Annotated in this window: 17 protein-coding genes; 3 read left to right on the top strand and 14 right to left on the bottom strand. The window is 65.1% G+C overall.

The genetic code is table 11. From position 1 onward, the window contains the following. Positions 1–80: 80 nt before the first annotated feature. Positions 81–629 carry a DUF3576 domain-containing protein gene (locus tag BMI87_RS11510; protein ID WP_078521557.1) on the bottom strand — a complete coding sequence of 183 codons (549 nt, stop codon included), beginning with the start codon at positions 627–629 and terminating at the stop codon, positions 81–83. Between the two features lie 350 nt (positions 630–979). On the opposite strand from BMI87_RS11510, the gene BMI87_RS11505 reads away from it, so the two are divergent. Both BMI87_RS11505 and BMI87_RS11500 read left to right on the top strand, forming a co-directional pair. Then, the gene (locus BMI87_RS11505; RefSeq protein ID WP_078521556.1) at positions 980–2,026 is read left to right on the top strand and encodes a porin; all 1,047 of its coding nucleotides are present in this window, start codon (positions 980–982) and stop codon (positions 2,024–2,026) included. A gap of 99 nt (positions 2,027–2,125) precedes the next feature. Next, a complete protein-coding gene (locus BMI87_RS11500; RefSeq protein WP_078521554.1) occupies positions 2,126–2,779 on the top strand; it encodes a YggS family pyridoxal phosphate-dependent enzyme in 654 nt (217 codons plus the stop codon). Here BMI87_RS11500 and BMI87_RS11495 read toward each other — a convergent pair. Together BMI87_RS11495 and ribA are read right to left on the bottom strand one after the other, a co-directional pair. After that, positions 2,776–3,330: a L,D-transpeptidase gene (locus tag BMI87_RS11495; protein ID WP_078521553.1), complete on the bottom strand. Its 555-nt coding sequence runs from the start codon at positions 3,328–3,330 to the stop codon at positions 2,776–2,778. The two genes, BMI87_RS11500 and BMI87_RS11495, sit on opposite strands and share 4 nt — an antisense overlap. After that, on the bottom strand, positions 3,330–4,406 hold the full coding sequence (gene ribA, locus BMI87_RS11490) for a GTP cyclohydrolase II (RefSeq protein ID WP_078521551.1): 1,077 nt from the start codon (positions 4,404–4,406) through the stop codon (positions 3,330–3,332). Before ribA ends, BMI87_RS11495 begins: the two co-directional genes overlap by 1 nt. A 142-nt stretch (positions 4,407–4,548) precedes the next feature. On the opposite strand from ribA, the gene BMI87_RS11485 reads away from it, so the two are divergent. Beyond that, complete coding sequence (locus BMI87_RS11485; protein WP_078521549.1) at positions 4,549–5,235, top strand: response regulator transcription factor; 687 nt, start codon at positions 4,549–4,551, stop codon at positions 5,233–5,235. 91 nt (positions 5,236–5,326) lie between these two features. Here BMI87_RS11485 and BMI87_RS11480 read toward each other — a convergent pair whose 3' ends face one another. The 11 genes from BMI87_RS11480 to BMI87_RS11430 form a co-directional block, all read right to left on the bottom strand. Beyond that, positions 5,327–5,671 (bottom strand): DUF3775 domain-containing protein, encoded by a 345-nt coding sequence (locus tag BMI87_RS11480; protein ID WP_078521547.1) that lies wholly within the window; start codon positions 5,669–5,671, stop codon positions 5,327–5,329. A gap of 67 nt (positions 5,672–5,738) precedes the next feature. Further along, positions 5,739–6,356: an aminotransferase class IV family protein gene (locus tag BMI87_RS11475; RefSeq protein ID WP_078521545.1), complete on the bottom strand. Its 618-nt coding sequence runs from the start codon at positions 6,354–6,356 to the stop codon at positions 5,739–5,741. Beyond that, the gene (locus BMI87_RS11470; RefSeq protein ID WP_078521543.1) at positions 6,329–7,441 is read right to left on the bottom strand and encodes an aminodeoxychorismate synthase component I; all 1,113 of its coding nucleotides are present in this window, start codon (positions 7,439–7,441) and stop codon (positions 6,329–6,331) included. The genes BMI87_RS11475 and BMI87_RS11470 overlap by 28 nt, the downstream gene beginning before the upstream one ends. A 61-nt stretch (positions 7,442–7,502) precedes the next feature. Beyond that, positions 7,503–8,681, bottom strand: a complete 1,179-nt coding sequence (locus BMI87_RS11465) for a DNA recombination protein RmuC (protein ID WP_078521541.1) — start codon at positions 8,679–8,681, stop codon at positions 7,503–7,505. Then, positions 8,678–10,576 carry a DNA mismatch repair endonuclease MutL gene (gene mutL, locus BMI87_RS11460; protein WP_078521539.1) on the bottom strand — a complete coding sequence of 633 codons (1,899 nt, stop codon included), beginning with the start codon at positions 10,574–10,576 and terminating at the stop codon, positions 8,678–8,680. Before mutL ends, BMI87_RS11465 begins: the two co-directional genes overlap by 4 nt. A gap of 65 nt (positions 10,577–10,641) precedes the next feature. Then, positions 10,642–11,967, bottom strand: coding sequence for a pitrilysin family protein (locus BMI87_RS11455; protein WP_078521537.1), 1,326 nt, complete (start codon positions 11,965–11,967; stop codon positions 10,642–10,644). Beyond that, a complete protein-coding gene (locus tag BMI87_RS11450; protein WP_078521535.1) occupies positions 11,964–13,346 on the bottom strand; it encodes a pitrilysin family protein in 1,383 nt (460 codons plus the stop codon). Before BMI87_RS11450 ends, BMI87_RS11455 begins: the two co-directional genes overlap by 4 nt. Positions 13,347–13,439: 93 nt before the next feature. Then, positions 13,440–13,991 carry a DUF3035 domain-containing protein gene (locus BMI87_RS11445; RefSeq protein WP_078521533.1) on the bottom strand — a complete coding sequence of 184 codons (552 nt, stop codon included), beginning with the start codon at positions 13,989–13,991 and terminating at the stop codon, positions 13,440–13,442. A gap of 71 nt (positions 13,992–14,062) precedes the next feature. Further along, positions 14,063–14,542, bottom strand: a complete 480-nt coding sequence (lspA, locus tag BMI87_RS11440; protein ID WP_078521531.1) for a signal peptidase II — start codon at positions 14,540–14,542, stop codon at positions 14,063–14,065. A gap of 84 nt (positions 14,543–14,626) precedes the next feature. Continuing rightward, positions 14,627–16,213, bottom strand: a complete 1,587-nt coding sequence (gene purH / locus BMI87_RS11435) for a bifunctional phosphoribosylaminoimidazolecarboxamide formyltransferase/IMP cyclohydrolase (protein WP_078521529.1) — start codon at positions 16,211–16,213, stop codon at positions 14,627–14,629. A 64-nt stretch (positions 16,214–16,277) separates the two neighbouring features. Next, a complete protein-coding gene (locus BMI87_RS11430; RefSeq protein WP_078521527.1) occupies positions 16,278–17,999 on the bottom strand; it encodes a heparinase II/III family protein in 1,722 nt (573 codons plus the stop codon). Between the last annotated feature and the right edge of the window lie 27 nt (positions 18,000–18,026).

Below are 18,026 nucleotides of genomic sequence, written 5' to 3'. Positions count from 1 at the left end.
GCTCATTTGGACAGAAATATCCCCGCCGGAGGCTGGCTCGGGCGGGGATCTGAATGCGTCTTGCGGTCGCCTTGCGGGAATCAGAGTTGCGAGTCGCGGACCCGCAGCTGACGTGCACGGGTGAGAATCGCGTTCTCCACGGCGCGCTGCGTATCGGCGGAAACTGCGCCGCCCTGGGTGCGGATCGACACTTTCAGCGAGCGCGCATCAAGCGCCGGATCGGTGACGTAAACCGTAGCCTTATAGGCGCGACCGCCGCCCGGCGGGGTGCCATAGCCGGTCACGATGACGCCGGAGAAGGGATCAACCTCTTGAATCGGCAGGAAGTCGAGCACTTCGAGCGAAGCCTGCCAGAGATACTTGTTCACCTCGACGGTGATGTTCGGATCGCCATTTCCGCCGAAAATATCCCAAACGGTCGATTTCTTCTGAACGCGGCGCGTCGGGCCGTCGATCACGGCTTCGTTCGAGCCGGGGGTGTGGTCGAGCTGATTGGCTTCGCGCTGTGAAGCGGTAGCTCCGCCGCCACCCGAGAAGATGTTGCCGCTCGAGATACCCTTGCCGCAGCCTGCGAGCACGAGGCACACGCCCAGAATTGCCGTGCGTTTCAAAAGGGTTCTGGAAGTCATGCGAAGCTGTCCCCGTCGGCCTGCGTCATTGATTGCCTTTTCTCTAGCTCATGGCCCCCAGCCCGACAAGGTTTTTCCCCTTTGCCCCCGGATTTCGACCGACCGGCGCCTCGGGGGAATGCAAGCCGATGCCGCTATACGCGCGTGTAAGGAGCATTGTAGGGCGGTGTCAGAGGCCAACCGCAATTGCACGCTGACGTTACTGTGACATGTCTGCACCATCAACCACCCTATTCGACCCGGGCGGGCGCTTTGAGTTGCAATGAAAGGGGTGGGGAGAGAAAACACCGTCATACCCAACTTCGGATTCCCCAGGTTGGGGGTTACCTGTAAGACAATGAGGGAAAACGATGAAAAAGGTTCTCTTCGCGACGACCGCGCTCGTGTTCTCGGCTGGCATCGCTGCCGCTGAGGTCTCGGTTGGCGGCGACGGCCGTATGGGTGTCGTGTATAACGGCTCCGACTGGAACTTCTCGAGCCGTATCCGCGTCTCGTTCACCGCTTCGGGCACCACCGACGGTGGCCTCGAGTTCGGCGGCTCCGTCCGTGCTGACCAAGCTATCGGTGCTACCCGCGGCACCGAGGCTTCGGTCTACATCTCGGGCGCGTTCGGCAAGCTCTCGATGGGCGACGTTGTCGGCGCTCCGGAAGCTCTGTTCGGCGACTTCTACGAAGTTGGTTACACCGACCTCGACGGTCGCGGTGGCAACGACATCGGCTACCTGACGGCTGACAACGGCGGCAACGTCGACTGTCAAGATCTCAACCCGACGACCCCGACCGGCGTCAGCGCTTGCGCCAACTCCGGCCCGAACCTGCTGTACACCGGCACCTTCGGTGCGTTCTCGGTCGCAGCCTCGATGTCGGACGGCAAAGCCAACGCTCTGACCGTCGGCGGTCTCGGTGTTCCGGTGTCGATCGGCGCTTCGACCGTCACCTCGCTGGCCACCTCGATCAGCACCTCGGTGACCCAAGAGTACGCCATCGCCGGTGCTTACACCTTCGGCAACTACACCGTCGGCATGGGCTACGAGTACGCGAACGGCCGCAACGGCTTCGGCGGCAGCACGGACGTCGACATGATCTCGCTGGCTGGCGTCGGTCAGTTCGGCAACACCTCGGTCAAAGGCGTGATCGCTCACCGTGGTCAAGACGCTGACGTCGACTGGTATGGCATCGGCGCTTCGTCGGTCTTCGGTGCAACCACTGTTGGCGGCTACGTCCAGTACAAGAAGGACAACAACGCTCTGGCCGGCACGGATGACGACGTGACCTGGTACGGCATTGGCGCTGAGTACGACCTCGGCGGCGGCGCGTCGATCAAAGGCGGTATCGCTGACAACGACAACAGCGACACCGACCCGATCGCCGACCTCGGCGTGACGTTCTCGTTCTAATCCTTCGGGACAGAACGATGGGAAGAGCGGGCCTTGCGCCCGCTCTTTTCTTTTTGGGCCCGGCGGTGTTTCTTGGGCGCGCTGACGACGGAGGGCCAGATGGGACTGAGCGAGATTCAGGCGCGGATCGCGAAAGCGGAAGCAGAGGCAGGGCGCGATGCGGGATCGGTGAAACTGATCGCCGTGTCCAAGGTTCAGCCCGCCGAGCGAGTCGAGGCGGTTTTGCGCGAAGGCCATCGGCTGTTCGGCGAAAACTATGTGCAGGAAGCGCAGGGCAAGTGGCCCGCCTGGCGCGAGGAATTTCCCGGCTGCGAAGTTCATATGATCGGGCCGCTGCAATCGAACAAGGCGAAGCTGGCGGTGGAGCTGTTCGAGGCGATTCACACGCTCGACCGGCCCTCGCTGGGCAAGAAGCTGGCCAATCTGGCGCAGACGCGCGGGGCCTCGCCCGATCTCTTCATTCAGGTAAATACCGGGTGCGAGCCGCAAAAGGCGGGCGTGCTGCCCGATGATCTCGACGCTTTCGTCGCGGATATGCGCGGGAAGGACCTGCCGGTCGTCGGTCTGATGTGTATTCCTCCCGAATCCGAGGACCCCGCACCGCATTTTGCGATGCTGGCCGAGATGGCCGGGCGCAACGGGCTCGACGGTCTGTCGATGGGGATGAGTTCCGATTTCGAGAAAGCGATCGCGGCCGGCGCGACCCATGTGCGCGTGGGCTCGGCGATCTTCGGCGCGCGCGACTATTCCTAAGCTTTGTCGCGGGCGTTGAGCGCCGGGGGCTGTCCGCCCCCGGACCCCCGGAGGATATTTCCGCCAAGCCGAAGGGCAATCTCCAGCGGCTCACCCGGTGCGATGCGCTGCGCGATCCAGATCAGGTGATCGCGGCGGAAGGCGAGACAGCCCGCAGTCGGGTAGCCCGCGCGGCGGCGCTGATGCAGGAAGATGGCCGAGCCTTTGCCTGCCTCCGCGGTCGGATAGTTCCAATCGGTCACCAGTACGATGTCGTAGAGGGGATCGGCGCGCCGCATCGCCTCATGCGAGGCGGGGTAGGGCGCGCGGACCAGATGATTATAGGCCGAATCCCCGGACGCGTCGCACCACAGATCGCGTGGGCCGATCGCTTCGGCCCAGTCCTGAGGCGCGACGATCCGATCCGCGCGGTAGAACATGCGCAGGATATGCAGCCGCCCCGAAGGAGTCGCGCCGTCGCCCTCCTGCTTGCGGCCACTGACGCCGCCGCGGCCGATCTCGACCGGGAAGCGGCGGCCGCGGAACAGCAGCCCGGAGGGCGTGAGGCGCATCACAGGATATGCCCCGATTTCGCGGCCTTGGTGGCGAGGTAGTTCTCGTTATGGCGGCTCATGCCGACCTTCAGCGGCACGCGCTCGGTCACGTCGATGCCATTGGCCTCCAGCATCGCGACCTTGGCGGGGTTGTTGGTCAGCAGCCGCACCTGCGAAAACCCGAGCTTGCGCAGCAGCGCCGCGCCGATGCGGAAATCGCGCTCGTCATCCTCGAAACCGAGCCGGTGGTTCGCTTCGACCGTGTCGAAACCCTGATCCTGCAGCGAATAGGCACGCATCTTGTTGGCCAGTCCGATCCCGCGCCCTTCCTGATTGAGATAGAGCAGGATGCCCGCGCCCTCATGCCCCATCAGCGTCAGCGCCGCATCCAGCTGCGGGCCGCAATCGCATTTCAGCGAGCCCAGCACGTCGCCGGTGAAGCAGGCCGAATGCAGCCGCGCGAGCACGGGTTTGGAGCGATCCGGGCGACCGATCTCGATCGCGTAATGCTCCTCGGCGCCATTGTCCGGGCGGAAGATATGCAGCCGACCGGCTTCGGCGGCGCGCATCGGCACACGCGCGGCGGAGACCGGGGCGAAAGCCTGCGGGATGTCGGCGGCGGCCAGCGCCTCTTCGGCGGTGATGCAGGTCAGCCCCGTCGGCGCAGGGTCGGGCGCTGCGACCATCAGCGCTGCGGGCAGAAGCTGCGCCGACTTCGCCAGCCGGATCGCGGCGCGGGCGAGGTCCGCATCGCCGCCGCGAAGCGCTTTGAGCGGGCCTTTCATCGGCACGCGCAGATCGTCGGCCGGATCGGCGAGCGCACGCAGCCAGAGCAGATCGGCGTCAGAGGGCACCTCGATCCGGGCGATATCGGCGTCATAGACGCGCGCTTTCAGCGTCTCGGCCCGGCGCGCGGTCAGGACCAGCGTCAGCGGTCCCAGCGCGCGCAACGCCGCCAGCCGCTCGGGCGAGAGCGTCTCGACCGCCACGGTAAGGTGATCGGACAGCAAAACGGGCAGCCCCATGCGCAGATCGGCGCGGGCGCGATTCAGTCGTTCAGCCGGGCTCGGCCCGAGGGAAAAATTGCCGGTCATGCGCTCTGAGATAGCCTCGACTGTAACAAATTGAAATATCTCCCGGTGATTCGACACGTCAGCGTGAGATAGGTTTCACCACCCTTGCCATCGCTGTGAAAGGGCAACAGCTATTCGTCGAACACATATGGAGGCTCAGGACATGGCATCATTGAAGAAGGTCCTTTTGGTTGACGATGACAACGATCTGCGCGAGGCGCTCGCCGAGCAGCTTGTCGCGACCGATGATTTCGAGGTCTTCGAGGCCAGCAATGGTCACGAAGCGGTAGATAAGGCGAAATCGACGCTTTACGACCTCGTCGTGCTGGATGTGGGCCTTCCCGATACCGATGGCCGCGAACTGTGCAAGAAGCTGCGCAAGAGCGGCGTGAAATGCCCGGTCGTGATGCTGACCGGCCATGATACCGATGCCGACACGATCCTTGGCCTCGACTCCGGCGCCAACGACTACGTTACCAAACCCTTCAAGTTCCCGGTGCTTCTGGCCCGTCTGCGCGCCCAACTTCGCACGCATGAACAGTCCGAAGACGCCGTCTTCCAGCTTGGCCCGTATACGTTCAAGCCCGCGATGAAGATGCTGGTGGACGACAAGGACCGCAAGGTGCGCCTGACCGAGAAGGAAACCAACATCCTCAAGTTCCTCTACCGCGCGACCGACGGCGTGGTGCCGCGCGATGTGCTGCTGCACGAGGTCTGGGGTTACAATGCGGGCGTCACCACCCACACGCTCGAGACGCATATCTATCGCCTGCGTCAGAAGATCGAGCCCGATCCCTCGAATGCGCGCCTGCTGGTGACGGAATCGGGCGGCTATCGTCTGGTGGCCTGATCCGAGGCGTTTCGTGCACCAAGGTTGGAAATGAGGAAGGCGGCTCCTGCGGGGGCCGCCTTTGTCGTTTTCGATGGTCGGAGCGCGCCGCTCAGACCGTGGGGTAGATGTCTTCCTCGGCCTCTTCGAGCGAGATGCCGAGCGCGTTCAGCCCGTCTTCGAGATGGTCGGCCAGCATCGGATTGCCCAGCAGGTAATCCTCGGTCGGCGCGGTCGCCTCGGCTTTGGCGGTGGCGATCGCCTCTTCGAGTTCCGACGCGTCATAGGTGTCGCGCCCGATCCACATCACCGCGGTCAGCGATGCCTTTTCATCCTCGTTCAGCGCCGCGATGAAGGCGCGCAACTCGCGGGCCTGACCCGAGCCGGGCACGTCCGCGTCAAACTTGCGCGCGCGGATGATGACATGGGCGATTTTCGCCGGGCTGATGGTGAGCATGGCTGCCTCCGTTCTTGGGCTCATCATCTCGCCATTGCACGGCCTGCGCAAGCGTTTGCGTGTCGCGTCATAACTGCGCCGGGATCAGGCCGCGCAGGGAGTTGCCCATGAAGACCTCGCCTTGCGCCAGGTCTTCGGGCCGCAGGACGGCTTCGCGGGCGGCCCCTGTCTCCAGCATCTCCTCGCGCAGGATGCCTGGCAGCAAGCCGCAGGTTGGCGGCGGGGTCAGGTAAATTCCGTCGCGCTTGAGGAAGAGATTGGTGATCGTGCCTTCGCAGATCTCGCCGCGTTCGTTGAGCAGGATCGCCTCGTCCACGCCCGCGTGCAGGGCGGCGCGGGCGGCATCGTAGGGCGCGCGCGCCGTGGTCTTGAGGCGCAGCATCGGGTCCTGGCTGTCGAGGGTGACGCCCGAGATATGAAGGCGCCACGTGGTGGTTGGCGTCAGGGGAGCTGAGGTGATCTCGATTGCGCCCTTGGCGTCGAGGGTCAGGCGCACCCGCAGCGGTCTCTCGCCGGAGACTGTCGAGAGGGCTGCCGTCAGGTCCTCTCCGTCGAGCGGATAGCCAAGCTGCTCAGCGCCGCGCGTCAGCCGGGCTATATGGCGGTCGCGGCGGCGGATGCCTTCGCCGGGATGCCAGCCGAAGGTTTCGATCAGTTTCAGATCTTCAGGAACCGGGTTTTCCAAAGCGCTTCCTCATATTCACCGTGGGCGGTGGAATCATAGACGAGCCCGCCGCCGACATTCACTCGCCATCCGCCGGGGCCGGTTTGCATCAGCGTGCGGATCGCGACGTTGAACTCCATCCGGCCATCGGGCGCGGCCCAGCCGATCGCGCCGCAATAGATGCCGCGCGGGTCAGGTTCCAGCTCCAGTATGATCTCCATCGCGCGGATCTTCGGCGCGCCGGTGACCGAGCCGCAGGGGAACATCGCGCGCAGGATCTCGGGCAGGCCGGTGCCGGGGACCAGTTCGCCCTCGATCTCCGAAATCATCTGGTGGACCGAGCGATAGGTCTCGACCTCGAAAAGGCGCGGCACCTTGACCGAACCCGGCTTACAGATGCGCGAGATGTCGTTGCGCAGCAGATCGACGATCATCAGGTTCTCGGCGCGGTCCTTCTCGGCCCCCATCAGATCGGATCTCAGAGCGGCGTCCTCATCGGGCGTAGCCCCGCGCGGGCGGGTGCCTTTCATCGGTCGGGTGACGATCTTGCCGCCCTCGACCCGGAAGAACAGTTCGGGCGAACGTGACAGCAAACGCACCCCGGCCAGCGCGACATCGGCCCCATGCGGGACTTGGCCCGCGCTGGCGAGGGCCGCATATAGCGCCTCGGGCGCGGCACTGCTCGTCACGGGGATCGGGAAAGTCAGGTTCACCTGATAGCAATCACCCGCGCCGATATAATCGTGAACCGTCCGGAAGGCCTCGGCATAGCGCGCCTCCGACCAGAGCGGCTCGCCCAGCTCGATCTGCGGCGCGTTCTCCGAGATCGGCGGCGGGACATCCTCGGGCACGTCGTAAGCCCCGAAGGCCAGCAGCGGCAGATCGCGGTTCTCGGGCAGGAGCGGTGCGAGGCGTTCGCTCAGACAATAGCCCAGCTCGTAGGAGGCGAACCCGGCCAGCCAGCGCCCCTCATCCTGCGCGCGCGTGATCGCCGCGAACGCCGCGGGCAGATCCTCCGGCGCGTCGGCGCGGATGACCTCATGGGGCTCGCGGAAGCGGCAGGGCCGACCGTCCGGCCCCCTGTCGAAACGGACCTCGTCACTCATGGGCGCACTCTATGCCAATCTCCGAAGGGGCGCGCAGCCGAAAAGCGACGCTTGGCGCCGCTTAGGCCTTCTTTTCGGCGGTCGAGACAAGCAGCGGCTGTGCGGCCGTATCGGGGGCCAGCTCCTCGAAATCGAAATTGTCGAGGCGGCGCGCGCGTTTCCCGGCCTTCTCGGCGGAGATCTTGATCTCGGAGATGTCTTTCGCAGCCTGCCCGAAATGTCGGTCGAGGTTCTCGACACGGGTGCCGAGCCGGTCGACATCGGAATAAAGCGCGGCCAGCTCTTTCCGGATCGCGCCCGCCTGTTCACGCATCCGCGCATCTTTCAGCACGGCGCGCATCGTGTTCAGCGTCGCCATGCAGGTCGTGGGCGAGACGATCCAGACCTTCGCGGCAAAGCCTTCGCGCACCAGTTCGGGGAAATTCGCGTGCAACTCTGCATAGACCGCCTCGGAAGGCAGGAACATCAGCGCGCCGTCCGCCGTCTCGCCTTCGAGGATGTATTTCTCCGAGATCGCCTTGATATGGGCGCGCACCGCCGTTTTCATCGCGCGGCTGGCCTCCTGGCGCTCCCATTGCGTGTCGGCGCGGCGCAGCGCCTCATAGGCTTCCAGCGGGAATTTGCTATCGATCACGATGGGGCCGGGCGGGTTCGGCAGATGGATCAGGCAATCCGCGCGCTTCCCGTTCGAAAGCGTCGCCTGCATCGTGAAACTGTCCGAGGGCAGCGCCTTGCCGACGATATCGTGCAGCTGAATCTCCCCGAAAGCGCCACGGGTCTGCTTGTTCGACAGGATGTCCTGCAGGCCCAGCACATTGCCGGAAAGCTTCTCGATATTGGCCTGCGCCTTGTCGATCGCCTCCAGTCGCTGATGCAGGTCGCCAAGCGAGCGCGCCGTGCGGGTGGCGGTGCCATGCAGGCTTTCCGACATGCCGCGCGAAACCTCGGCCAGACGCCTTTCCATAAGGGCGAGCACCTTGGTCTGGCTCGCGGCCTGCGCCTCGGAGACGTGATGCAGCCCGCCGGATAGCTGTTGCTGCCCGTCCGAGAGGCTTTGCACCCGCTGAGCGAGAAGGTTTATCTGACCGACCATCGGGTCCATCGCACGGGTCTGACGGCCCGCAGCACGCAGCATGGCGACCATCAGGATCAGCAGGATAACAAGTGCCGCGCTGCCGAGCAGAAGGCCGAGCGTCAGCGGGTCGTTCAGGGTCAGAGTCATATCGCCAAGCTGGATCATGTGCGGCCAAACAGTCTTTCAATATCGCTGAGCTTCAATTCGACATAAGTCGGGCGCCCATGGTTGCACTGGCCGGAATGGGGCGTGGCCTCCATCTGGCGCAGCAGCGCGTTCATCTCGTCGGCGCGCATCTGCCGACCCGAGCGGATCGAGCCGTGGCAGGCCATGCGGCTGAGCACAGCTTCGATCTTGGCCTGCACCAACTGGCTGTCGCCCAGATCGGAGAGTTCGTCGAGCACGTCGCGCAGCAGCCCCTCGGCATTGATCTCGCCCAGAACGGCGGGGGTCTCGCGCACCGCGATCGCGCTGCCGCCGAAGGGTTCGATGGTGAGGCCAAGGCGGGCGAGCGCGTCGGCATGTTCCAAAAGCAGCGCGGCGTCGCCCTGGCTGAGTTCGACGATCTCCGGGATCAGCAGCGCCTGCGCGGGCACCCCATTCTCGGCCATCTGGCCTTTCAGCTTCTCATAAACGAGCCGCTCATGCGCCGCGTGCTGATCGACGATGACGATACCGCGCTCGGTCTGGGCGATGATGTAATTCTCATGCACCTGCGCCCGCGCCGCGCCCAAGGGCTTCTCGGTCAGCGCGGGTTCGGCGGGCGCCGGGGCCTCGGCGCGGGCCGAGGGCGCATAGTCGAAGCTGGGCGCCGGGGCCTCCTGGAAGGAGGGCTGCTGGTAGGAGGGGGGCTGATAGCCCGGATCGGGCAGCGGCGCCTGCGCGGAGTAGGACGAGCGCATCGCGCCAAGGCTCGGGCGATCCATCTGGTAGATGCGCGGCGGCTGATCGGCGGTTGGTTCGGGCCGCATCGCGCCAAGCGTCGCATCCGAGACGGTCGAGGACGCCCGGTGCCCCGCCTGCGCCAGCGCATGGCGTAGCCCGGTCACGATCAGCCCGCGCACGGTCGCGGCCTCGCGGAAGCGGACCTCGGCCTTGGCGGGGTGGACGTTGACGTCGACGCGCTCGGGCTCGCAGGTCAGGAACAGACAGGCGGCGGGGTGACGCTCGCGGCTGAGGAAATCCATGTAGGCCGCGCGCAGCGCCCCGGTCAGCTGCTTGTCGCGCACGGGGCGGCCATTGACGAAGAGGAACTGCTCCACCGCCGCACCGCGCGAATAGGTGGGCAGCGCCGCGTAGCCGGTCAGGCGGATATCTTCGCGCTCGGCGTCGATCTTCACCGCGTTATCCGCGAAGGCGCGCCCGATCACCCGGGCCAGACGTTCCGAGAGCGCATCGAACAACTCGCCCTGCTCTCCATCGGCGCGGAAGATCTCGCGCGATTTGCCATTGGACACATCGGTGAGGGTGAAGCTGACATAGGGCTCCGCCATCGCCAGCCGCTTCATCACATCGGCGATCGCCTGCGCCTCGGCCCGGTCGGTGCGCATGAATTTCAGCCGCGCGGGCGTGGCGAAGAACAGGTCGCGCAGTTCGACCACGGTGCCCCGGTTCAACGCCGCCGGTTTCACGGGACCGATCTGGCCGCCCGCCACGCCGATCTGAAAGGCGTCGAGACCGTCGACGCGCGAGGTGATCGTCAGACGCCCGACCGCGCCGAGCGAGGGCAGCGCCTCGCCACGAAAGCCGAAGGTGTGAATGTTCAGAAGGTCCGAACCGTCGATCTTCGAGGTGGCATGGCGCGAGAGCGCCAGCGGCAGATCGTCGGCGGTCATCCCGCAGCCGTCGTCGGTCACGCGGATCAGCGTCTTGCCGCCATCGCAATATTCCACCGCGACCCGCGACGCGCCCGCATCCAGCGCGTTCTCCACCAGCTCTTTCACCGCCGAGGCCGGACGTTCGACCACTTCGCCCGCTGCGATGCGGTTTGCCGCAGCGTCATCGAGCTGCCGGATCACGGGGCGCTCAGACGCGCCGATATTGCGGTTGTGCTGGTTCATTCCACTAGGGATAGCATGGCGCGGCGCTCATCTAAAGAGATTCGCGCCAGCTATCCCCAGCCAAATCAGTTCAGGCCCTGCGGGCGTCCGACGACCACGAAGGTCAGGTTGTCGGGGTTCAGGATACGCTTGGCGACGCGCTGGACATCGGCCTTCGTGACTGCGTTCACCTTGTCGTTGCGGGTGTCGATATAGCTCGGGGCCATCTCGTTGAGCTGCATCCCCGTCAGGATACCCGCGATCGTGCCATTGCCGTCGAAACGCAGCGGATAGGCGCCGGTGAGGTAGGTCTTGGCGTCCTCCAGCTCCTTGTCGGTGACATCGCCCGTCGCCGCTTTCTTCCACTGCTCTTTGACGACCGAGATCGCCTCGGCGACCTTCTCATTGGCGGAGGCGAAGCTGCCCTGCCACGTCTTCGCCAGATCCTTGTCGACGATATAGGAGGCGATGCCATAGGTCAGGCCGCGCTTCTCGCGCACCTCGTCCATCAGTCGCGACGAGAACCCGCCCGCGCCGACGATCTGGTTGAGCACATAGGCCGCGAAGAAATCGGGGTCTTTCAGGCCGATCCCCTTCTGGCCGAACATCACCACCGATTGCGGGCTGTCGAAATCGACCGTAGTCACGCCGCCCTTGAAGCTGGGGTCGGCGGGGGGCGGCATGTCGGCGCCCTTGGCGGGCAGATCGCCCAGCAGCTTGTCGAGCATCGGCCGGAGCTCTTCCGGGGTGATGTCGCCCACGGCGGAGACTACCAAGTGATCGCGGCTCATCACGCGGTCCTTGGCTTCGAACAGGTCCTCGCGCGTGAGGCCCTTCACGCTCTCGACGGTGCCGTTGAGCGAGCTGCCATAGGGATGATCGCCATAGGTGATCTCGCGGAATTTCTCGGCCGCGATGTCGTTGGGGTTTTGCTTGTCAGATGCGATCACGGCCAGCACCTGCTGGCGAACGCGTTCGATCGCGCTTTGATCGAAGCGCGGATTGACCAGCGCCTCGCGCAGAAGATCGATTGATTTGTCGCGGTTCTCGGTCAGCATCCGGGCCGAGATATCGAGCGAGTCGTCGCCCACGTCGAAGCCGAACTGCGCGGCCAGCGCTTCCTCGGCCTCGGCGAATTGCTGCGAGTTCTTCTCGCCCGCGCCCTCTTCGAGCGTGGCGGTCATCAGGTTGATCGCGCCGCGCTTGCCCGTCGCATCGAGGCTCGCGCCGCCGCGGAAGGCGATGTCGAGCGCGGTGAAGGGAATGTCGTGATTCTCCACCAGCCATGCCTTGATTCCGCCGGGTGAGGTGACCTGCTGAATGTCGATCGCACGGGCAGGCAGCGCCAGCACGAAGGCGAAAAGCGACGCCATCACGAGGCGCGCTGTGATCGGGAAACGGGTGTGGATCATTGGGTGATCTCCTGCGCAGGCGCGGGCGGTGCGGCGGGGGCCGCAGCTTCGGTGGGGGCGTCATCGGGGCGCTTGGCATAGCCCGTCACCGAGTCCTTGTTCTGGAGCAGGTCGCGGGCGGCGGCCATCACGTCCTCTTCCGTCACCGAGGTCAGAACGTCCGGCCAATCCTCGACGTCTTTCACCGAGAAGCCCGAGGCCAGCGCCTCGCCATAGCGCCGCGCGAGGCCTTGCGTGTTGTCGCGCGAATAGATTTCGGCGGCCTTCACCTGCGTCTTGATGCGGGCGAATTGCTCGGGGTCGATGCCCTCCTTCAGGAATTGCTTCAGCGCCGTGTCGAGCGCCTTTTCGGCCTCGGGGAGGCTCACATCCTTGGCGGGCATCACCGAGAGATTGAAGGTCGTCGCATCGATCGACATGCCGTCGTAATAGCTCGACGCATAGATCGCGGTGCCGTCGCCATAGATCAGCTTGCGGCCCAGCACGGAGGTCGCCTGATTGCCGCCGAGAATCTCGGACAGAACGGTCAGGGCGGCGGCGCGCTTCTGGTCGCCCGGGTTGCGCTCGGGGGCGAGGTAGCTGCGCACCAGATAGGGCTGGGCGATCTGCGGGTCCTCGAAGGTCAGGTGCCGCGAGGCGCGTTGCGGCGGCTCCTGCGGACGGGCGCGGGGCGACAGGTCCTCGGTCGGTTTCAGCTTGCCGTAATACTTCTCGGCCAGCGCCTTCACCTCGTCGGGCTTCACATCGCCCGCGACCACGAGGATCGCGTTATTGGGTGCGTAATATTCGTGATACCAGTTGAGCGCGTCCTGCCGGGTCAGCCCTTCCATCTCCTTGCGCCAGCCGATGACCGGCGTGCCGTAAGGCGAGTTGAGGAACTGGGCGGCGCGCTCCTGTTCGTTGAACAGTGCCCGCGGGTTGGAATCGGTGCGTTGCGCGCGTTCTTCGAGGATCACCTGCAGCTCGGTCTTCGCGTCATCGGGCGAGATCCGCAGATTGCGCATCCGATCCGCTTCCATCTTCATCACCAGCGGCAGCCGGTCGGCCGCGATGCGCTGGAAATAGGCGGTGTAGTCGTAGCTGGTGAAGGCGTTGTCCGAGCCGCCATTGGCCGCGACCGTCTTCGACAGCTCACCGGGTGCCATCGTGTCGGTGCCCTTGAACATCAGATGTTCGAGGTAATGGGCGATGCCGGATTTACCGCGCTTCTCGTCGGCCGATCCGGCTTTGTACCAGACCATATGGACCACGACCGGAGCGCGGTGATCCTCGATCACGACGCCTTTCAGGCCGTTTTCCAACTCGAAGGTAGAGACGTCACCGGCCACCGCCGGGCTCAGACCTGCCAATGTCAGCAGGGCGAACAGAAATGCACGCAATGCCCAACTCCTCACAAGACACAGTTTGAGCGAAGATAAGCACTCTCGCCCGACGTGCAAACGCCGGTGACGTCCTCGTGATGATTTTTCGAGTTACTTGACCGCCTGTTGCGCTGCACCCGAGGGCGGGGCGCCGGGGGTGACGACGCCGAGGCGGCGCCAACGCTCAAGCTCTGCCGACTGGTCGAGCTCCATCGGCTTATAGGCTTTGTAATAGACCGAGACCTGGAACAGACGCTCGAGCAGGCGACCGTCGTGATCCTTGCGCCACTGGTAATCCTCGGCGGCGAGGGTCTGGCGGATGCCCGACTGGCTGCCGTAACGCGATGCCGCGGAGACCAGCGCACGATCCGAGGTCGGGACCTGACCGGTCTCGTCGAGGCGGCGCGGATTGCCGCCAAGAGCGGCGACGGCATCGGCCTCGGGCGTGGGATCGGTGATGTTCTTGCCACCCGGCGTGGGCGGCGGCAGCGCAGCGAGATTCTCCGGCATCTCCAACGGCTTCGTCGGGATCACGCCGAATTCATCGGGGCCTTGATGCGAAGAGCGCAGATTCATCAGGCTGGGGTCGCGGGAATTGCCGCAGGCAGCCAGCGTCAGTACCGCTGTAAACGCGAGTCCGAGCGTGCCGATCTTCGCCTGCATGAACCACTCCCTTGCCAGTTCCGCCCCCGTCTTAACGCAACATTGGAGCGTCGTCACCTGCGAAAAACAGGCTAGCCGTCGTTGGCGCGATGGTCCTTGCCGGTGAACAGCACCAGACCGACCGCGCCGAGGAAAATCGCCACATCGGCGACGTTGAAAGAATAGGGGTTCTGCCAGCCCGGCAGCGACATGTTCAGAAAGTCCGCCACCGCGCCATAGACGAGCCTGTCGACCACGTTGCCAAGCGCACCGCCGACCAGCAGCCCTGCCGAGATATTCACCCGCGCCGAGTGCGGCTCACGCGCGATCCAGACCCAGACCCAGAGCGAAATCACCAGCGCGACGATGATCAGCACCCAGCGCATCCAGTCGGTTTCACCGGAGAACAGGCCGAAATTGACGCCGCGATTCCATGCCATGCGAAAGTTGAGATAGGGCGGGACCACGTCGATCGCGCCGCGCTGATCGAGATGCATCCCCTGCACGACGATATATTTCGACACCTGGTCGAGGAGCAGGACGCCCGCTGTCACTTTCGCTGCTAGCCGCATCTGGCCCTCGTTTGTTTCTCGTCACGTCTTCATGCCAGAAGGCGCAGCCCGGTATCTACCGGGCTACGCAAAGATACCGGCAGATCAGTGGCGGAAATGGCGCATTCCGGTGAAGACCATCGCGAGGCCGCGCTCGTTCGCCGCGTCGATCACTTCCTGATCGCGCATCGAGCCGCCGGGCTGGATGATCGCGGTGGCGCCGGCCTCAGCCGCGGTGATCAGACCGTCAGCGAAGGGGAAGAAGGCGTCGGACGCCACGACCGATCCCTTGGTGGGCGTCTCGGTCAGGCCAGCGGCTTCCATCATGTCTTCAGCCTTGCGCGCCGCGATCCGGGTCGAGTCGACACGGCTCATCTGGCCCGCGCCCACGCCGACGGTCGCGCCGTCCTTGACGTAAATGATCGCGTTCGACTTGACGTGTTTCGCGACTTTCCACGCAAACAGCAGGTCTTTGAGCTCCTGTTCCGAGGGCTGGCGCTCGGTCACGACTTTCAGATCGTCCAGCGTGATCACGCCATTGTCCTTGTCCTGCACGAGGAAGCCGCCCGCGACCTGACGATAGGTCGTGATCGGTGCGGTGATGTCGGGCAGGCCGCCAGTTTCCAGCAGGCGCACGTTCTTCTTCTTCGCGATGACCTCTTTCGCGGCGTCGTCCACCGAGGGCGCGATGATGACTTCCGAGAAGATCTTGGTGATCTCTTCGGCGGTCGCCGCATCCAGCGTCTGGTTCAGCGCGATGATACCGCCGAAGGCCGAGGTGCGATCGCAGTCGAAGGCGCGCTTATAGGCCTCGATCACGGTCTCGCCGGTCGCAACGCCGCAGGGGTTGGCGTGCTTGATGATCGCGACGGCGGGTTTTTCGGTGCCGAATTCCGAAACCAGCTCATAGGCGGCATCGGTGTCGTTGATGTTATTGTAGCTCAGCTCCTTACCCTGAAGCTGCTTGGCGGTCGCGACGCCGGGGCGGTTCGTGCCGTCGAGATAGAAGGCCGCCGACTGATGCGGGTTCTCGCCGTAGCGCAGGGTCTGCGCGAGCGTGCCTGCGAATGCACGGCGGCGCGGGGTTTCTTCGCCGATGGCACCCGCCATCCAGGTCGAGACGGCGGCGTCATAGGCCGCGGTGCGGGCATAGGCGATCTGAGCGAGGCGCTGGCGGAACGGGTAGGAGGTCGCGCCGTCATTCGCGTCGAGCTCTTCCAGAACGGCGGCGTAATCCTCGACATCCACGACGGTCGACACGAAGGCGTGGTTCTTCGCCGCAGCCCGGATCATCGCCGGACCACCGATATCGATATTCTCGATGCAGGTGTCGTAATCGGCGCCCTTCGCGACCGTTTCCTCGAACGGGTAGAGGTTCACCACCAGCAGGTCGATCGCCTCGATCTGGTGCGCTTCCATCGCGGCGAGGTGCTCTTCGTTGTCACGCAGCGCGAGCAGGCCGCCATGCACTTTCGGATGCAGCGTCTTCACGCGGCCGTCCATCATCTCCGGGAAGCCCGTCAGATCGGCGACGTCACGCACGCTGAGGCCAGCTTCGCGCAGGGTCTTGGCGGTGCCGCCGGTCGAGAGAAGTTCGACGCCGCGCGCGGCAAGCGCCTGGGCGAAGTCGACCAGTCCGGTCTTGTCGGAAACGGAAATCAGCGCACGGGTCAGGGGGATCGGGCGGGTCACGGGCAGCTCCTCGCAAGGCTCAGGTCAGGGGCGCCCAGGGCCATCCTCGGGATCTGCCCCAAGGTCAGGGCGCGTCGATGGCCGTGGAGTTATCGCGTGCTTGCGAAAAGGTCCAGCCAATCTGGCAAGCCCGGTCCAGAACCTTGCTGGAAAGCACGATCTGTTGCGCGGGACGCGGGCGAATGCGCCCTTTTTCGAGGTAAACCGAGGGTTCCAGCGCCAGATCGGCGACCCCGTCATGGCGGAAAATCCAGATTTCTCCGGTGCGCAGCGCGACCGAGACGGCGGTGCCGCCCAGATCGAGCGCCGCGTCGCAATCGGGATGCAGGTGAAAGCGGATGTCGAAGGGAATGCCGCGCAGGCCCTCACGCTCGAAGATCTGGTCGAACCGGTCGATGTCGTCAGGCGTCATCGCGCCCAGCGTGTCGCGCCCGCGCAACTCGCGCCCGTCGACGCTCAGGTCCAGTTCCCGGATATGCGACATGCCATGGGTCTCGGCATAGCCGTCATGGCCGAAGATCATCCCGGTCTCGGACAGGTCGTCGGGCTTGAACCAGACGGTTTTCGGCGTCTTGTCGAGATAGGCGCGCGGGGCCCGTCCGAACAGGCGCTCGGGGCCGAGGCGGGACGAGGAATAGCCGTAGATCGAGAGGGTCGAATGGCTGGCGGTGGCGCGGCCTGCGCGGTGCCAGTCAGAGCCGAATTGCGCACCCGAGCCGCAATTGACTATAAGCGGGCGGCGGCCCGAGGTCAGTTCGAAGGCCAGTGTCGAAGCATGGGCATTGGCCGAGGCCTCGCCCTGCGGCGGTCGTGCCGCGTCGATGATCAGCGAGCCGCGCCCGCCCTGCATCCGCACGAAACCCATCGCGATCGGCTCGCGCCGGACGCTGCGGATACCGGTCGCCGAGAGCGCAGTGTCGAGCCGCCCTTCGGGTCCGCGTCCACCACCGTGAAACCGCGCCAGTGCCCCATCGGAGTGGCGCAGCGCGCGCAGAGTGGGCGCGATCCGCGCGATCGCATCGAGGATCGGACCGGGCGGCGTGCGCCCTGCCGTCTCCAGCGCCTCTGCCGCCCAGTTCAGGAGAGTCAGAATTTCCAGAAGTTCCTCGGGGTTTCGGGTCGCGATCCCTCCCTCGGCGTCGATCTCCACCGCGCAATCGCGCGACAGGGCCTCCAGCGCGGGGTCGGCATGGCGCTCCATCCCGGTCAGGGCGAGCCCCGCATAGACAAGCCCCGTCAGCGCCTCAAACCGCGGCAGCCCGCAGGCCGCGCCCGCCCAGCGTTTCGAAAGGAAGATCGTCTGTTGGCCGAGTGCACGGAAGAACCGGTCGGCATCCTCGCGCTCGCGTCCGTTCAGCAGCAGGATTGCATGGTTGATCCAGCGGATCAGGCGGCGGCCCGTCAGATCGGGGGTCCAGCCCGGACCGCTGCCGTCGCCGAAGCGGTCGATCCAGCCGAAGACCCAGTCCTGTGCGCGCAGGCGCGCCTCGCGGGTGCCCAGCGCCGCGAGATCGTCGAGCCAGCCGCAGCCCTGCAGCGCATCCTCGAAAGCCGGGCCGGGGATCGGCAGATCCCAGATATTGACCCCCGGACCTTCGATCAAAGAGCCCGCAAACAGGAAGTTGCCCTGCACGAGTTGTCGGCCCTTGGCGTAAGAGCCGATCGTGCGCGGCTCGGGCTGGCTGACGAATCCGGTCGCCGTCTGCGCACGGCCTGCGCGCGCAGCAGCAAGGCGGTTCAGCGCCGTGCCGAATTTTGCCGATGATCGGGTTCTGTCCTTACCCATTCCGTTGCCGCTTGCATGCCCTTCTGT

This window comes from Thioclava sp. F28-4 (assembly GCF_002020045.1).
GTDB classification, from domain to species: Bacteria; Pseudomonadota; Alphaproteobacteria; order Rhodobacterales; family Rhodobacteraceae; genus Thioclava; species Thioclava sediminum.
This window is presented reverse-complemented; position numbering and strand designations above follow the sequence as displayed.

Bases quoted from the DNA above. Each gene is read 5' to 3' on its own strand.
- lspA (WP_078521531.1), bottom strand. From the start codon at position 14,542: ATGCGGCTAGCAGCGAAAGTGACAGCGGGCGTCCTGCTCCTCGACCAG.
- BMI87_RS11495 (WP_078521553.1), bottom strand. From the start codon at position 3,330: ATGCGCCTCACGCCCTCCGGGCTGCTGTTCCGCGGCCGCCGCTTCCCG.
- BMI87_RS11430 (WP_078521527.1), bottom strand. From the start codon at position 17,999: ATGGGTAAGGACAGAACCCGATCATCGGCAAAATTCGGCACGGCGCTG.
- BMI87_RS11510 (WP_078521557.1), bottom strand. From the start codon at position 629: ATGACTTCCAGAACCCTTTTGAAACGCACGGCAATTCTGGGCGTGTGC.
- BMI87_RS11455 (WP_078521537.1), bottom strand. From the start codon at position 11,967: ATGATCCACACCCGTTTCCCGATCACAGCGCGCCTCGTGATGGCGTCG.
- BMI87_RS11465 (WP_078521541.1), bottom strand. From the start codon at position 8,681: ATGATCCAGCTTGGCGATATGACTCTGACCCTGAACGACCCGCTGACG.
- BMI87_RS11500 (WP_078521554.1), top strand. From the start codon at position 2,126: ATGGGACTGAGCGAGATTCAGGCGCGGATCGCGAAAGCGGAAGCAGAG.
- BMI87_RS11485 (WP_078521549.1), top strand. From the start codon at position 4,549: ATGGCATCATTGAAGAAGGTCCTTTTGGTTGACGATGACAACGATCTG.
- BMI87_RS11445 (WP_078521533.1), bottom strand. From the start codon at position 13,991: ATGCAGGCGAAGATCGGCACGCTCGGACTCGCGTTTACAGCGGTACTG.
- BMI87_RS11505 (WP_078521556.1), top strand. From the start codon at position 980: ATGAAAAAGGTTCTCTTCGCGACGACCGCGCTCGTGTTCTCGGCTGGC.
- mutL (WP_078521539.1), bottom strand. From the start codon at position 10,576: ATGAACCAGCACAACCGCAATATCGGCGCGTCTGAGCGCCCCGTGATC.
- BMI87_RS11480 (WP_078521547.1), bottom strand. From the start codon at position 5,671: ATGCTCACCATCAGCCCGGCGAAAATCGCCCATGTCATCATCCGCGCG.
- ribA (WP_078521551.1), bottom strand. From the start codon at position 4,406: ATGACCGGCAATTTTTCCCTCGGGCCGAGCCCGGCTGAACGACTGAAT.
- BMI87_RS11470 (WP_078521543.1), bottom strand. From the start codon at position 7,441: ATGAGTGACGAGGTCCGTTTCGACAGGGGGCCGGACGGTCGGCCCTGC.